Below are 15,316 nucleotides of genomic sequence, written 5' to 3'. Positions count from 1 at the left end.
TCACGCGAAATCGTCCCACTCGAACGTACCGCTAAAGGCTTCGGTCGCGGGACCCGTCATGAGGATCGTATCATCCGCACGCCATTCGATCCGCAAATCACCGCCGGGCAATGACACCATGACGTCACGTCCGGTGATCCCGCGCCGCGCGGCTGCCACCGCCGTGGCGCAGGCCCCGGTGCCGCATGCGCGGGTGATGCCCGCGCCGCGTTCCCACACATGCAGGCGCAGATGATCCGGCGCGATTAGGCTCGCGACATTCACATTCACGCGTTCGGGGAAGACTGCATCATGCTCGATGATAGGCCCGTAAGTCGCAAGGTCGACCGCATCGGCGTCCTCGACGAAGAACACGGCATGCGGATTACCGACATTGACGGCGGTTGGGTTTTCGAGTGCCCCATCGTCCATCGGCCAACCAAGCGGCATCGACAACGTGTCCATCGGATAGTCGAGCGGGATCGCGTCCCAATCGAAGCGGGGCGTGCCCATATCGACGCTGGCGCCGCCTTCGCTGGGATGCAGTGACAAGGTGCCGCCTGCGGTCTCTACATTGGCTTGCTTGCCATGCAGGATTGCAACCGCGCGGCTGGCATTGCCGCACGCGCCCACTTCGCCCCCATCGCTGTTGAAGAAGCGCATTTTGAAATCATGCGACACGCTGGGTTCCAGCAGGACAAGCTGATCGCAGCCAATGCCGATGCGCCGATCCGCGATCGCCTTTGCGAAAGCGTTCGTCACGCTTGGCAATTCGGTTTCGCGGGCGTCGAGCACCACGAAGTCATTGCCGAGGCCGTGCATCTTGATGAAGGGAGTGCGCATGATCTGGAGCGCATTTATGCACGCGCAGGCTCTACGTCCAGTTTTGCGTCAGTGATTTGTCTGAGCGTTGGTCCTGCTGGTGCCTTAGGGCAGCTGCCTTATTCGGCAATACGCCTCAGGTTCTCAGGGTCCACTCTGCTTTCAACGGCGCTGTCCTGCGCTGCAGGAACGACGTCTGGCTGCTCAACCAGGCGACCAGCAGCTTTCAGGCGCATACGCACCTGGTCGGCGGTTTCTGGGCGGCCATAGAGGTAGCCTTGGCCTTTCAAGCGACCCATCGTTTTGAGCAGGTCGAGGATGTTTTCATCTTCGATGCCCTCGGCGGTGATCGGCATGTCCAGACCATTGCCGAGCGAGACAATCGCATCGACGATCTTGGAACTTGCATCCGGATTACGCAGCTCGCTGATGAAGCTACGATCAATTTTGAGCCGGTCGAACGGCAGAGAACGCAGCTGCTCAAGACTCGAATAACCCGTTCCAAAGTCGTCGAGGCTGACCTTGACGCCCTGGTTGCGCAGGCTGGCGATCATGGAGCGGACCATGCCGACATTGTCGTGCAGGCAGCTCTCAGTGATTTCAATCTCAAGTCGGTGCGCGGGGAAATTGTGCTCGACCAGCAGTTTCAGCAGCTTTTGCGCAAACCATGGATCGCGCATTTGGATCGGCGAGATGTTCACCGACAATGTTAGATCCGGGTCCCAATCGCGGGCATCGGCAAAGGCCTCAACCATCAGTTTCTCAGACAGATCACCGATCACGCCGATGTCTTCAGCGATTGGAATAAAGATGTCTGGGCTGACGAGGCCAAGTTGAGGTGACTGCCAGCGTGCAAGCATTTCAAAACCGACCAGATCGCCGCTTTCCAGGTCAATCTGCTGCTCATAAAATGGCACGAACTCACCAACTGCAAGCCCTCGGCGAATGCCCGTTTCCAGTTCATTGCGGAAGCGCAGCTCATTTTCCATCGTTGGCTCAAACCAGTAATAGCGGTTCTTGCCTTGGTTCTTGGCGTGATACATCGCGATATCGGCGTGATGCATCAGCGTTTGTGCGTCGCTGACAAGCGGGTTGAATCCTTGCTCGTCATGATCTGTGGCAATACCAATCGACATGGTCAGCTCAACCGCCATATCGTCCACCTGATACATGGCCGTTGCGGTTTCAAACAGGCGGATGACCTGATCATCAATGCGTTCAGGGTGCTTGCCATCATAGGGCATGACGAATGCAAATTCATCGCCGCCCAGACGCGCCAGCAGAGCGTCTTTGGGAAGCTTTTCTTTAAGCCGTGCGGCGAGTTCAATCAGCAATTTGTCGCCGATCGCATGGCCGTTCATGTCATTGACTTGCTTAAAGTTATCGAGATCAATCATGACATAGGCGAGTGCCTGGCCATGACGGTTTGATCCATTGCGCAGTTCTTCGGTCGCTTTCGCCATGGAGCGACGATTGAGGCAGCCGGTGAGGGGATCAATTTCGGACAGTCTGCGCGCTTGTTCTTCGGCGGCGCGGCGCTGTTGAATTTCAGAGCTGAGTTCGCGGTAGCGGCGCCAGCCGAAAATTATCAACGCAATGTTCAGCAGCATGGCGTTGACTAGCAAGCGGTCAGGACCTTTGCCCTCGCCAAACGTTGCCTCGACAACGTCGCCCATTACAGAGCCGCCGATACCAACAAAAATAATGATCGCAGCGGTTGCAATTCCTAGCGCAACTATGTCGCGCTCGGCCTTACCGATCCGTTGCTCAGTTTTCTCTTCAGCCATAATCGGCTGTGCCCCCAGCGATTTCAGTCTCGCCCGTAATGGGACCACATATTAAATATCAGGTTAAGACGCCTGCGCGGACAATTTGGCGCTTGGCGTGGCGCGTTTCTATCGGCAGAACACTGCCCGTCTGACCGCACTAAACTGGGGAGTGAACCTGTGCCCAATTACTGGCTCATAAAATCGGAACCGTTCAAATATGGCTGGGATGATTTGATCGCTGAGGAAGAGGGTGTTTGGGACGGGGTGCGTAATCACTTGGCGAAGAACAATCTCAAGGCGATGGAGGTTGGCGATGAGTGCTTCTTCTACCACTCGCGAGAGGGGCTGGAGGTTGTCGGCATTTGCACGGTCAGCGTGGCCGATATTCTCGACCCTACCGATGAAACCGGCAAATGGGCGGCGGTGAAAGTGAAGCCGAAACGCAAGTTTAGAAATCCAGTTTCACTGAAGCAGATCAAGGCGGAGCCGAAGCTTGCCGAATGCCAGCTGGTGAAGCTGTCGAGACTGTCTGTCGCGCAGATCACGCCAGAAGAATGGCAGGTCATTTGCGAGATGGCTGAGGGTTAGCGTCAGCCCTTTGCCGAGGCTTTTGCACGCAGTCCGCTAACGCTCGCTCCACTTGCGGCAAGTTGCTCGATATCAATCGACATATGGATAAGCCTTAGACCGTTCTTTCCGCGCGCTTCTGTCAGAGCAGATTTGAACTCTTCCGTTGTGCTTGCATGGGCGCTCCACGCGCCAAAGGCCGCGCCGAAGGCTGCGAAGTCTGGATTGGTGAGTTTAGTGGCTGAGACGCGGCCGGGATATTCGCGTTCCTGATGCATGCGAATGGTGCCATAGGCGCTGTTGTCGACCACCAAAACGGTGAGGTTCGCACCGTGCTGAGCCGCTGTGGCCAGCTCTTGGCCGTTCATCAGGAAATCTCCATCGCCCGCAACTGCGACCACTTGCCGGTTCGTATGACGCAGGGCTGCGGCAATCCCGGCTGGGACGCCATATCCCATCGCGCCAGCGGTAGGGGCAAGCTGCGTGGGATAGCCATCATAGCGCCAATAGCGGTGCCACCATCCGGCAAAATTGCCCGCACCATTGGCGATGATCGTATCAGCGGGATAGGCCTCCCGCATAAAGGCGACGCAGGCGGCCATATCGAGCGCATGATCTGAAGGTTCGCCGGGTTCGTAGCTTGACCATTCCCGCCATTCCGCATTTGCTTGCGCGCCCGCATCGAATGGGATGACACTGTGATCTTCCCAAAGCGCGGCGGCCTCGGCAAATTCATCCACCGCGCAGCATAGCGCGAGGTCTGCTCGATACACTCTGCCCAACTCGTCGGGGTCCGGATGAACATGGATCAATGTTTGATCGGGATGTTCCAAGGTTGGGAAAGTGTAGCCATCCGTTGTCGCTTCACCCAGGCGAGCGCCAACGGTAAGCACGAGATCGGCGGTTTTGACCCGCTCGACCAGTTTTGGATTTGGGCCATAGCCAAGATTTCCGGCATAGACCGGTGAGCCAGGAGAGATTGCATCCTGCCGGCTGAAAAGCGGTCGCGACTGGCACGCCAATGCTCTCAGCAAATTGCTGGAAATGCTCGCGCGCTTTGGCATTCCAACCGGCCCCGCCGATAATCGCAATTGGGCTCGCCGCATCGCCGATCATTGCCAGCATAGCTTGCATGGCGTCTGGGCACACGGCTTGTGCTGGTCGAGTGACCTCCGGGCGAGGCTGCAAGGGTGGTTCGCCCGCCTTATCATTGATCAGGTCGCACAGCATGTCTTCCGGCAGAGCGAGGACTACCGGGCCAGGCCTGCCTGAAATCGCAACTGAATAAGCGCGAGCGATATATTCCGGAATGCGCGCGGCATCATCAATCCGAGCGGCCCATTTGCAGATCGGCCCAAAGAAGGCGGTAAAATCGACCTCTTGAAAGCCTTCGCGGTCTTTCATCCCGCGGGCAACATCGCCAACGAACAAAATCATCGGCTGCGAATCCTGATGTGCGACATGCACGCCGATGCTGGCATTGGTTGCGCCGGGGCCTCGGGTGACAAAGCCAATGCCAGGGCGGCCTGTCATAGCCCCATCGGCGCATGCCATGAAGGCCGCGCCTCCTTCTTGCTCGAGCACGTGATAACATCCACACTTTCACTCGCATGCAGCGCATCCAGTACGGCGAGAAAGCTCTCACCCGGGACGGTGAATATCCGGTCTGTATCTTGTTCGATCAGGCAATCGACCAACAGCTCTGCCGCCGTTTGAGCAGTCTTTTCCATCATTCCATATCCCGTCTTCGCGGCGCAATTGTTTGCGCTCTGACCGCGCTTAGCGGGGGCGCTGCACGCGTGCAATCCGGCGGAATTTTCCACAGGCCCAAATGAACAAAAACACTTAATGTCCCGCAGCGCGACAGTTTACAAATCGCCCCTGCCAAAACGGTTAAGAAAGTCTTAACAATGCTCCCATGACATATGCGAGTCTCAAAACAGTCGCCATTGAACGCACTCAGCCAGAGCTTGGTTTGGCACCGAAAAGGCGGGGCGGTCGCCGTGCATTGGTGCTGACGGACGAAGCGGCGCAGCATTCGTTTCGCGCTTCACTGCCGCCGCATGTGCGCAGCAACGAATTGGCCGCACCGGCGGAAAGTCTGTGGCAATTGACCCGTGACGATGTACGCGGTTTCGCAACGGTCTATGTCTCTACCTTCGCGGCGATCATCGCCTTCATCGCTTAAGTCAGCGAAACTCCTCCGCGCTCTAAGCAGCGGCGTCAGCATGCTCCAACTCAGCATTGTGCAGGCGTTTGCCGAGCCAGGCGGATACGAGGCACATTCCCGCGCTCAGCAACACCTGCTCCACCACCGGCACGCCAAGCGCGCTGAGGCCAATAGCGAGCAGAGATCCGACCACCATTGCACCTGAATTGACTATGTTATTGGCGGCGATTGTACGCGCCGCTTCGTCTGGGGCGCAGCGGGTGGTGAGGAACGCATAAAGCGGCACCACGAACATGCCGCCTGCCACCGCAATGCCAAGCAAGCACAGCAAGATGACGGCTGCCAGCGGCCATGCGACGAATTCGGTGACATTCAGTAACTCTGTCGGCTGATCCGCCTGCCACATGCGGCACACCAGATAGAATGCAACTACGAAAGCGCCCATCGCGATGACGGAGACAGGCGAATAGCGCGCCGACACTTTGCCTTTCAGCAGCTTGTTGACTGAAACGGACCCAATCGCGACGCCGATTGAGAAGATGACGAGGAACAGGCTAGCGACTTCCTTACTGGCCATAAGGGTGTTTTTGGCGAGTGGCGGGAATTGGATGAACAGCACAGCACCAATCGTCCAGAAGAAGCTGATTGAAAGGATCGCGTAAAATATCTGGCGATCATGCATCGTGTTTTTAATGAGCGCGACGGACGCGCGGATGATGTGCCAGTCGAGTTTTTCTACCTTACCCAAGGGAGGGGCTGAGGGAATTTGGCGGCTGGATAGATAGCCAATCAGCGAGGTGACGATGATCCCGCCAGCGGCCCATTCGACCGGGATCCACCCGGCCAAAATCGTGCCCAGCAAAATGGCGATGTAAGTGCCCGCCTCGACCAGTCCGGTTCCGGCCAGCACTTCGTCTTTCTTCAAATGCTGCGGCAGAATCGCATATTTGATCGGGCCCAGAAACGTCGACTGAACTCCGGTCAAGAACAGGGCGAACATTAAAAGCGGTATGGCAAAACTGTCGACGGCGATCCCGCGCCAGGCCAGAAACAGGCCGGTCGCGCCGATCAACATCAGCCCAATTTCGCACATTTTCACCGTGCGGATGATCGCCGCCTTGTCGCGCATATCGGCCAGTTGCCCAGCCAGCGCAGACAGGATGAAAAACGGCAGAATGAACAGGCCAGAGGCAACCGCGCTAAAGATCGCCTCGGTGCTTTCGTCATTATACACCTGGTAAACGACGAACAGGACCATCGCGGTCTTATACAAATTGTCGTTAAACGCGTTCAGCAACTGCGTGCAGAATAGGGGCAGGAAGCGCCTGCGGCGCAAAAGATGCGTCGTCGTGGTCATGAAGATGTTCGCTCCCGTGGCCCACGAGATAGACGATACGCGGCGGTTAACAAGGTGCCTGTTTTATCTTTTGCGCATTGGCAAAGGCGGCTAAGGAGGCATTTACAATGATGACATTGCCCAACATTCTCACTTTGTCGCGGATTCTGGCTTTGCCACTGCTCGCGTTCTTTCTGTGGTGGCCGGAATGGCAGTTGGGATATGCAATCGGCTTTGTGCTGTACGGTTTGATTGCGATCACCGATTTCTTCGACGGCTATCTGGCCCGGGCGCAAGGGACAGTGTCAAAGCTCGGCATTTTCCTCGATCCCATCGCTGACAAGATCATGGTTGCGACCGTTATTTTGGTGCTGACCGCGCAAGGATATTTGCGCGGGCCATATGTGGGCGATTTCCATGTGATTGCTGGATTGATTATTCTGATGCGAGAGATTGCCGTCTCTGGCCTGCGTGAGTTTCTGGGAGGCATTCAGGTGTCGATGCCAGTCAGCAAACTGGCCAAATGGAAGACTGCGTTTCAATTGATCGCTTTGGCTGCACTGATTGGCGGCGGGGCAGTGCATGGCCAGCCATGCCAAGTGCCCGGCGATGCCTGCGCCTCGGTTGAACAGACCTGGCTGCACTTGATCGGCCTTACAACCTTGTGGGCTGCTGCGGTGCTAACCTGCATCACCGGCTGGGATTATCTGCGCGTCGGCCTCAAGCATATGGATTGATGTGCTTCGGGCACCTCCAATTGAGACTCAGCCGATGATCAACCCGCCCGCAATTCCTCAGCCAGCAGCTTAAAGTCATCGGCGCGCGGGCTGTTTTTGCGCCAGATCAGAGCGATCTCGCGGCTGGCTTGCGCGGACTTAAGCGGGCGCGCGACCACATTGGTGTCGTTCAATATTCCGGCATCCAGCGCCATTTGAGGCAGCATCGTCAGGCCCAAATCATTGTCGACCATCTGAACCAGAGTGTGCAGCGAGGTGCCAATAATCGCTGCATTTGCGCGCATCTCCGGGCGCGCGCAGGCGGCCAGCGCATGATCGCGCAGGCAATGCCCATCTTCGAGCAATAGCAGGCGGCCCTCATCAATCATGCTGGGCGGAATACTGTCTGGCGGATCGCGCGGATCATCCTGGGGGAAAGCGACGAACAGCCTGTCGTCACTGATATGCTCCACTTCTACCTCGCCGGTGCCAAAGGGCAGGGCGAGCAGCACGCAATCAACCCGGCCATGTTGCAGCGATTCCACCGCATCCTGGCTGGTCTCCTCGCGCAGCAGCAGTTTCAGATCGGGCCGCTCGCGTTTTAGTCGTGGCAACAAATGCGGCAGCAGAAACGGCGCGATGGTCGGGATGACGCTCATGCGCAGCGTGCCGGACAGTGGCTTTCCGGCGGCTTGGACGAGGTCGGAAAGCTCCTCTGCCTCGCGCAGCAATCGGTGCGCCTTCTCCACTACCTGATCGCCCAGCGCAGTAAAGCGCACGACGCGGCGGCTGCGCTCAACCAGTGTCACACCCAGCAGCGATTCCAGTTCGCGAATACCCGCAGACAGTGTCGATTGCGAGACGTAGCTCGCGTCTGCTGCGCGGCCAAAGTGCTTATGCTCGTGCAAGGACACGAGATATTGCAGCTGTTTGATCGTGGGGAGATAGGTGGACATGGCTGAGCTTTACTCGGCCGCTGCCGTCTCAGCATCGACCTCGGCTTCCGCCTCTGCCGCATCATCGCTGGCGGCGGCGGCCTCCTCCATGCTCGCCTGCATATCGTCGATATGGGTCATGGCGAGTTTGCCATTCTTTACTGCAAAGCCGAGCTTGCCTTCGACCAGTTCCAGCGCGTCTTTACCAAATACGTCATAGCGCCACCCTTGCAGCACTTTGAGGTCGCGGACCCCGGCGGCGAGGGCTTCCATCTCGTCTGCTCTCGTTAGCAGGCGGGCGGCCACATCAATTTCGCGCGCGCGAATTTTGAGCAGCAGTTTTAGAAGGTCAGCGACCAAAGCGCCTTCTTTGCCCAGAGGCGCCCCGCGCTTCATCTTCTCGGGAAGCTCGCTCTTGGGCAGCGGCTCTGCCTCTTCAATGACCCGCATCAGGCGCTTTCCAATATCATTGTCGCGCCATGCGGAGGATAGCCCGCGCACTTTCGCCAGATCTGCCTGCTTTTTCGGCGGATGGCTGGCGATGTCTGCCAAGGTCTCATCGCGCATGATCCGGCCACGCGGGATATTCTTGTGCTGCGCTTCGCCTTCGCGCCATGCGGCGAGGCCCTTCATCCGTCCCAGCACCGCTGGATTGCGGCCCGGTTGGCGAATGCGGCGCCAGGCATTGTCAGGATTGACGATGTAATTGCTCGCATCGGCGAGCTTTTCCATTTCCGCATCGAGCCAGCCGCCGCGACCGGTTTTGATCAATTTCTTGAGCATCTTCGGGAAGATCTCTGAAAGATGCGTTACATCGCCGATGGCGTATTCGATCTGCCTGTCGGTCAGCGGACGGCGGCTCCAATCGGTGAAGCGCGCACCTTTATCGATTTGCAGGCCCAGCCAGCTGTCGACCAGATTGGCATAGCCGATCTGTTCTGACTGGCTGATGGCCATCATCGCAATCTGGGTGTCGAAAATGGGGAAGGGGGTCTTGCCGGTGAGATTGACGATAATCTCGACATCTTGCCCGCCTGCGTGGAAGACTTTGAGCACTTCGTCGTTTTCGCACATCAGATCGAGCAGCGGCTTAAGATCAATTCCATCGGCTAGCGGATCAATCGCCGCGGCTTCTTCCTCATTGGCGATCTGCACCAGGCACAGTTCCGGCCAATAGGTGTTCTCGCGCATGAATTCGGTGTCGATGGTGACGAATTCGGATTTCGCCAAACGCTCGCAAAGGTCAGTCAAAGCGTCGGTTGTTGTAATCAGATCATGTATTTTCATATCTGTCTTTTCAGTGTGTCAGGCGGAGTACCGCCTCCGGGCGTCAGCCCATTGATGATCGCTTAGCGTGCGTGAAACTTGACAAAGCCCCGCGCTTGCCCTGTTAGCGCGCGCATATTGATATGCGCTCTAAACTAGGCCACGCCATGCAATCATTGCTGGCGCGCCTTTAGCGCCATACTCTCGAACAGGACAAGAGTTTAGCATGCACGCTTATCGTTCCCATACTTGCGCACAGTTAAGTGAAGCCAATGTCGGCGAAACCGTTCGCCTTTCTGGCTGGATTCACCGCAAACGTGACCATGGCGGAGTGCTGTTCGTCGATCTGCGCGATCACTATGGCATCACGCAAATCGTGGCGGACGAGGATTCTCCCGCCCTGCCAGTTCTCGATTCGCTGCGCGTAGAGAGCGTTGTGACGATTGATGGCGAGGTGAAGGCGCGTTCAGCCGAGACTGTGAACGGCAGCCTGCCAACCGGAGCGATTGAGGTATTTGCCCGCGCGGTCGACGTACAAAGTGCGGCTGAAGAATTGCCAATGCCGGTCGCTGGCGAGCAGGAATATCCCGAGGATATCCGCCTCAAATATCGTTTCCTCGATCTGCGGCGCGAAACCATGCACCGCAACATTATGCTGCGCAGCCAGGTGATCACCTCGATCCGCAAGCGCATGATCGACCAAGGGTTCACGGAGTTTCAGACACCGATCCTGACGGCTTCGTCGCCAGAGGGCGCGCGCGACTTCCTAGTGCCGAGCCGCATGCATCCGGGCAATTTCTATGCCCTGCCGCAGGCCCCGCAGATGTTCAAACAAATGCTGATGGTCAGCGGGTTTGATCGCTATTTCCAGATTGCGCCATGTTTCCGCGATGAAGACCTGCGCGCTGATCGCAGCTTGGAGTTCTATCAGCTCGACTTTGAAATGAGCTTTGTGACGCAGGAAGATGTGTTCCAAACGCTGGAACCCGTTCTTGCAGGCGTCTTTGCTGAGTTCGCCAATGGCAAAAGCGTGACCGCCTCGGGCGACTTCCCGCGTATTCCATACGCTGAGGCGATGCTGAAATATGGCAGCGATAAGCCTGATCTTCGCAACCCGCTGATTATTTCAGATGTTACCAGCCATTTTGAGAAGTCAGGCTTTGGCCTGTTTGAAAAGATCGTGGGCGGCGGCGGTGTTGTCCGTGTGGTGCCTGCGCCAAACACGAATGAGAAGAGCCGCAAGTTCTTCGATGATATGAACAATTGGGCGCGCGGTGAAGGCTTTGCTGGCCTTGGCTATGTCACCCGGAAGGGCGGCGAATTCGGCGGCCCGATTGCCAAGAACCACGGCCCCGACCTCATGGCTCAACTTTATGACGAGCTGGGTCTTGGCCCTGATGATGGGCTGTTCTTTGCCGCGGGTAAGGAAAAGGACGCGGCGAAGTTGGCAGGAGCCGCCCGCACTCAGGTGGGCGAACAGCTCGGCCTGATCGAAGAGGGCTGTTTCAAGTTCTGCTGGATCGTCGATTTCCCGATGTTCGAGTATGACGAAGACGCGAAGAAAGTGGACTTCTCGCACAACCCATTCTCCATGCCGCAAGGCGAGATGGAGGCGCTGGAAAATCAGGATCCGCTCAAGATCAAAGCGTGGCAATATGACATTGTTTGCAACGGTTATGAGCTGTCGTCCGGCGCGATCCGGAACCACCGCCCGGACATCATGTACAAGGCGTTTGAGATCGCTGGTTATTCCAAGGAAGACGTCGACCGCGAATTTGGCGGTATGATTGAAGCATTCAAGCTGGGCGCGCCGCCGCATGGCGGATCTGCACCGGGTATTGACCGGATCGTGATGCTTCTGGCTGGTGAAGAGGCGATCCGTGAAGTGATTGCATTCCCGATGAACCAGAAGGGCGAAGACCTGATGATGGGTGCGCCAAGTAAGGCAGAACTGCCGCAATTGCGCGAGCTGTCTTTAAGGGTGATTGAGCCGCCAAAGAAGCAAGGCGATGCGGCTAACCCACAAAAGGCAGCTGAATAGGCAAGTCATTGCTTCAGTGATGGAATTGTAGCTGTCGACAGCAAAACTGGTTCATCTTCCCCTAATCCTTTATGCGCGATACAGTGCCTTCGAGAATGGGGGAATTGGCATGAAGTTCACAAATGCAACAGGAGCTGGCGCACTGTGCGCTGGGCTCGCATTGGCCGCGACGTCTGTGCACGCTGAGACGCTAACAGTTGGAGCGCACCTGCCAGCGTCCACGGATGCTGGGCTCGAAATCGAAACGATTTCGGTCGATACGCTGAGCGGTAGCAAGGGGGCACAGCTCGCGTTTGAGCTCAAAGATGCGTTGCAAAAAGCGCGCGCTCAAAATGAGACCTGGTTTGAAGTGGTCGCGATTGGTGCCACGTCTGTCGATGCCGTCATTCAGGGCAGCGCTGGAATCGAGTCCTCCGTCATCGAGTTAGAGCCGAAGGGTGAGCGCAAATGCGCTAAAAAGGACGAGGATAAAAAATGCATCCGCTATAAAACGACCTATTACGATTGCAGTCGCACGGAAGTGTCGTTCTACCCTGATATTGAGATCATCGGGCGAGATGGCGCGATACTCTATGCTGCTCGTGATGAAATTAGTCGCAGCAAAGAAGTGTGCGCAGACACGGGTTCGCCTCCGTCAATATCGGAAATGTCGGAATCGCTCGTCTCCGGCTTCGCATGGCGAGTGAGAACGGCTCTTGCGCCGCGCTTTCTTGAGCGGGAGTACCGAATTCTTGAACGACGCAAAGGCTTGGAAAAGGCGGATCGCAAGGCGTTTAAGCAGGCGGTCAAACTGACAAAAAGTGATCAAGATGCGGCCTGCGATGCGTTCAAGTCGTTGGAAGCGAGCAATCCACAGCATGTGTCAGTGCTTTTCAACGTTGCAATATGCCACGAGCGCAATGGTGAGTTCGCGCTATCGCTTGAGACTTTGCAGCGCGCATTGGCGGTTGAACCGCAAAAACTGATGGCGCTGGAATCTGTAGACCGCGTTGATGGCTGGATGCGCGCAGAGGATCAGCTTGCGGCGCGTGTCGAAATCCTAAACCGGCGTTATGCCGATGTGGATGGTGCAGGCGAGGTTACCGAAGAGACGGCGCTAGCCGACGGCGGATAGGGATCGCAGGTTAGTTGCTGCCCGTGTCAGCCTTTGCGCGTTGTAACTGCGCCGCAATGAGCTACGAATAACACGCTATGACATTCACGCGCCGTTCCGCTGTCTTTGGCTCTCTGGCCGCTGCGATATCGACTTCGCTGCCATTGAGTGCTTGTGCCCCCAATCCAGCCAGACCATCCGGCAAAACACGCCTGTATGTGTTGGGTGCGATCCACTCAAGGCACCGCACCAGCACCAAATATTCGCTCGATGTTTTGCGCGAGGCGGTACTCCGGGCAAAACCCGATGTGATTATCACGGAAATTCCGCCTGATCGGCTGGAGGCTGCGAAGGCTGGTTTCGTCGAAACAGGCGCAGTGACGGAACCGCGGACCAAAGTTTTCCCTGAATATACCGATGTCGTCTTTCCGCTGAGCCGGGAGATGAACTTTGACATTCTCGCTGGCGCAGGTTGGACTCAGGAGATCGCCGATAATCGGAACGCTGCGCTTAGAACAATCGAAAATGATCCATCGCGAGCTGATCAATGGGCTGAGCATTTGGCCGCTCGCAGGCAGTATTCGGTGGAACTGGCCGGGCGCGGCGATGACCCACAATTCATCCACACGGCGGAATATGATGCCATCGTAGAGCGCGCCCAAACGCCTTATCAACGTTATTTCGATGCCGATCTGGGACCGGGCGGTTGGACGCAAATTAACCGCGCTCACAATGACTTAATCAATTTAGCGCTTGATTCCATCACCGGCAAAGGGTTGCGTGCCCTTGTAACTTTCGGAAGTTGGCACAAATATATGATTGCGCGGTCCATGGCTGCGCGCCGCGATATTGAATTGCTCGACACCCGGGCGCTGTTCGATTGATGCATCCATCACCGCTTGGGACGGGCAATCTTCCCCCCTTGCACTCATGCGCGCCGTTCATTAGGGCGAATGCGAGTTTTACACCCCAAAATTAAGAGGGAACATTATGAGCGATACTGCCGACCGCGTGCAGAAAATTGTTGTCGAACACCTCGGCGTAGAAGCCGACAAGGTTTCGCAAGATGCGAGCTTTATCGACGATCTGGGCGCAGACAGCCTCGACATTGTTGAATTGGTAATGGCTTTCGAAGAAGAATTCGGTGTCGAAATCCCTGACGATGCGGCCGAAAAAATCACCACCGTTGGTGATGCGACCAAATATATCGAAGGCAATAAGGGCTAATCAGCTGAGGCTGACGGTTCGCATTCGCGCGCCGATCATTCCATAGCTTTGCCAAAATCACAGGCCCGCGCCCCGAAGTGGGCGTGGGCCTGTAGCGTATTTGAAAGGCCAAGAGCCTCGAAAGGACTGCAATGCGCCGTGTTGTCGTTACCGGTTTGGGCCTCGTCACGCCTCTGGGGGCAGATGTCGAGACCGTTTGGGCGAATTTGATTGCTGGGAAGAGCGGCGCCGGGCCGATTACCCGCTTTGATGCTTCTGACCAGAAATGTCAGATCGCCTGCGAGGTCAAAGGCAAGGATCACGAATACGGGTTCGATCCTGACGAACGCGTTGATGGCAAAATTCAGCGTCAGGTTGATCCGTTCATCGTCTACGGCATTGATGCCGCCGGTCAGGCGCTAGAAGACGCTGGTCTGGAAGACATGGACGATGCGCTGAAATTGCGCACAGGTTGCTCGATAGGCGCCGGGATCGGCGGCCTTCCGGGCATCGAAAAAGAGAGCGTTAACCTGCACGAGCGCGGCCCAGGCCGGGTCAGCCCGCACTTTGTTCATGGCCGCTTGATCAATCTGGTTACCGGTCAGGTTCAGATCAAATACGGTTTTATGGGCCCCAACCACGCCGTTGTGACGGCCTGCTCCACTGGCGCGCACTCAATTGGCGATGCCGCCCGCATGATCATGCTCGATGATGCGGATGTTATGCTCGCAGGCGGCGCGGAAAGCACCGTGAACCCGCTCGGCATTGCAGGCTTTGCTCAGGCGCGTGCACTGAACACCAGCTATAATGATCGTCCGACCGAGGCCAGCCGACCTTACGACAAAGATCGCGAGGGCTTTGTGATGGGTGAGGGTGCCTAGCGTTGTTGTTCTCGAAGAATACGAACACGCCAAGGCACGCGGCGCAAAGATCTATGCCGAGGTGACCGGTTATGGCCTCTCTGGCGACGCTTATCACGTCACGGCGCCTCACCCAGAAGGTAAGGGTGCAGAGATGGCGATGCGCATGGCGTTGAAGAAGGCTGGACTGTCTGCTGGCGATATCGACTATGTTAACGCGCACGGCACATCGACCATGGCGGACACGATTGAGCTTGCTGCGGTGAAACGCGTGCTCGGTGATGATCTGGGCGGGGCTTCGATGAGCTCTACCAAATCAGCCATTGGACACTTGCTGGGCGGTGCAGGCGCGGTTGAGGCTGTCTTCTGCGTTCTCGCAATGCGTGACGGCATCGTCCCACCAACGCTCAACCTTCAGAACCCGGATGATGGCACAGAGGGGATCGATCTGGTCCCACTCACCGCGCGTAAGCGCGAAGTCCGTGCCGTGCTCAACAACAGCTTCGGCTTTGGCGGCACCAATGCCTCGCTCGTCATGCAGAAGGTCGACTGAGGC

Annotated in this window: 12 protein-coding genes and 2 pseudogenes; 8 read left to right on the top strand and 6 right to left on the bottom strand. The window is 56.9% G+C overall.

Translation table 11 applies throughout. The features are described from left to right. Both dapF and AC0V6Z_RS14670 read right to left on the bottom strand, forming a co-directional pair. Positions 1 to 822: a diaminopimelate epimerase gene (gene dapF, locus AC0V6Z_RS14675; protein WP_472639159.1), complete on the bottom strand. Its 822-nt coding sequence runs from the start codon at positions 820 to 822 to the stop codon at positions 1 to 3. 98 nt (positions 823 to 920) lie between these two features. Then, positions 921 to 2,588: a putative bifunctional diguanylate cyclase/phosphodiesterase gene (locus AC0V6Z_RS14670; protein WP_472639158.1), complete on the bottom strand. Its 1,668-nt coding sequence runs from the start codon at positions 2,586 to 2,588 to the stop codon at positions 921 to 923. Positions 2,589 to 2,747: 159 nt separating this feature from the next. Here AC0V6Z_RS14670 and AC0V6Z_RS14665 point away from each other — a divergent pair, with 159 nt between their 5' ends. Then, positions 2,748 to 3,158 (top strand): EVE domain-containing protein, encoded by a 411-nt coding sequence (locus tag AC0V6Z_RS14665; protein WP_472639157.1) that lies wholly within the window; start codon positions 2,748 to 2,750, stop codon positions 3,156 to 3,158. A gap of 2 nt (positions 3,159 to 3,160) precedes the next feature. On the opposite strand, the pseudogene AC0V6Z_RS14660 reads toward AC0V6Z_RS14665, so the two are convergent. Continuing rightward, positions 3,161 to 4,867 (bottom strand): annotated as a pseudogene (locus tag AC0V6Z_RS14660) (thiamine pyrophosphate-dependent enzyme). Positions 4,868 to 5,055: 188 nt separating this feature from the next. On the opposite strand from AC0V6Z_RS14660, the gene AC0V6Z_RS14655 reads away from it, so the two are divergent. Next, entirely contained in the window at positions 5,056 to 5,325 is a 270-nt protein-coding gene (locus tag AC0V6Z_RS14655; protein ID WP_472639156.1) for a hypothetical protein, read from the top strand. A gap of 22 nt (positions 5,326 to 5,347) precedes the next feature. Here AC0V6Z_RS14655 and AC0V6Z_RS14650 read toward each other — a convergent pair whose 3' ends face one another. Beyond that, positions 5,348 to 6,664 (bottom strand): MFS transporter, encoded by a 1,317-nt coding sequence (locus AC0V6Z_RS14650; protein ID WP_472639155.1) that lies wholly within the window; start codon positions 6,662 to 6,664, stop codon positions 5,348 to 5,350. A 107-nt stretch (positions 6,665 to 6,771) separates the two neighbouring features. Between AC0V6Z_RS14650 and pgsA the strand changes: the two genes are divergently transcribed. Continuing rightward, positions 6,772 to 7,380, top strand: coding sequence for a CDP-diacylglycerol--glycerol-3-phosphate 3-phosphatidyltransferase (gene pgsA / locus AC0V6Z_RS14645; protein WP_472639154.1), 609 nt, complete (start codon positions 6,772 to 6,774; stop codon positions 7,378 to 7,380). A 38-nt stretch (positions 7,381 to 7,418) separates the two neighbouring features. Here pgsA and AC0V6Z_RS14640 read toward each other — a convergent pair whose 3' ends face one another. Both AC0V6Z_RS14640 and rnd read right to left on the bottom strand, forming a co-directional pair. After that, positions 7,419 to 8,315 (bottom strand): LysR substrate-binding domain-containing protein, encoded by an 897-nt coding sequence (locus tag AC0V6Z_RS14640; protein ID WP_472639153.1) that lies wholly within the window; start codon positions 8,313 to 8,315, stop codon positions 7,419 to 7,421. Between the two features lie 9 nt (positions 8,316 to 8,324). Next, the gene (gene rnd / locus AC0V6Z_RS14635; RefSeq protein WP_472639152.1) at positions 8,325 to 9,581 is read right to left on the bottom strand and encodes a ribonuclease D; all 1,257 of its coding nucleotides are present in this window, start codon (positions 9,579 to 9,581) and stop codon (positions 8,325 to 8,327) included. Positions 9,582 to 9,786: 205 nt separating this feature from the next. On the opposite strand from rnd, the gene aspS reads away from it, so the two are divergent. From aspS to fabF, 5 genes and pseudogenes are all read left to right on the top strand, one after another. Beyond that, on the top strand, positions 9,787 to 11,601 hold the full coding sequence (gene aspS / locus AC0V6Z_RS14630) for an aspartate--tRNA ligase (protein WP_472639151.1): 1,815 nt from the start codon (positions 9,787 to 9,789) through the stop codon (positions 11,599 to 11,601). A 109-nt stretch (positions 11,602 to 11,710) separates the two neighbouring features. Continuing rightward, positions 11,711 to 12,715, top strand: a complete 1,005-nt coding sequence (locus AC0V6Z_RS14625; RefSeq protein ID WP_472639150.1) for a tetratricopeptide repeat protein — start codon at positions 11,711 to 11,713, stop codon at positions 12,713 to 12,715. A 77-nt stretch (positions 12,716 to 12,792) separates the two neighbouring features. Continuing rightward, entirely contained in the window at positions 12,793 to 13,578 is a 786-nt protein-coding gene (locus tag AC0V6Z_RS14620) for a hypothetical protein (RefSeq protein WP_472639149.1), read from the top strand. Positions 13,579 to 13,684: 106 nt separating this feature from the next. Continuing rightward, positions 13,685 to 13,921: an acyl carrier protein gene (locus AC0V6Z_RS14615; protein WP_472639148.1), complete on the top strand. Its 237-nt coding sequence runs from the start codon at positions 13,685 to 13,687 to the stop codon at positions 13,919 to 13,921. A 131-nt stretch (positions 13,922 to 14,052) separates the two neighbouring features. After that, positions 14,053 to 15,313 (top strand): annotated as a pseudogene (gene fabF / locus AC0V6Z_RS14610) (beta-ketoacyl-ACP synthase II). The last annotated feature ends 3 nt before the right edge of the window (positions 15,314 to 15,316 follow it).

This window comes from Erythrobacter sp. SN6-5, assembly GCF_057364945.1.
The sequence above is the reverse complement of the archived record's forward strand: the minus strand, read 5'-3'. Positions and strand labels throughout refer to the sequence as shown.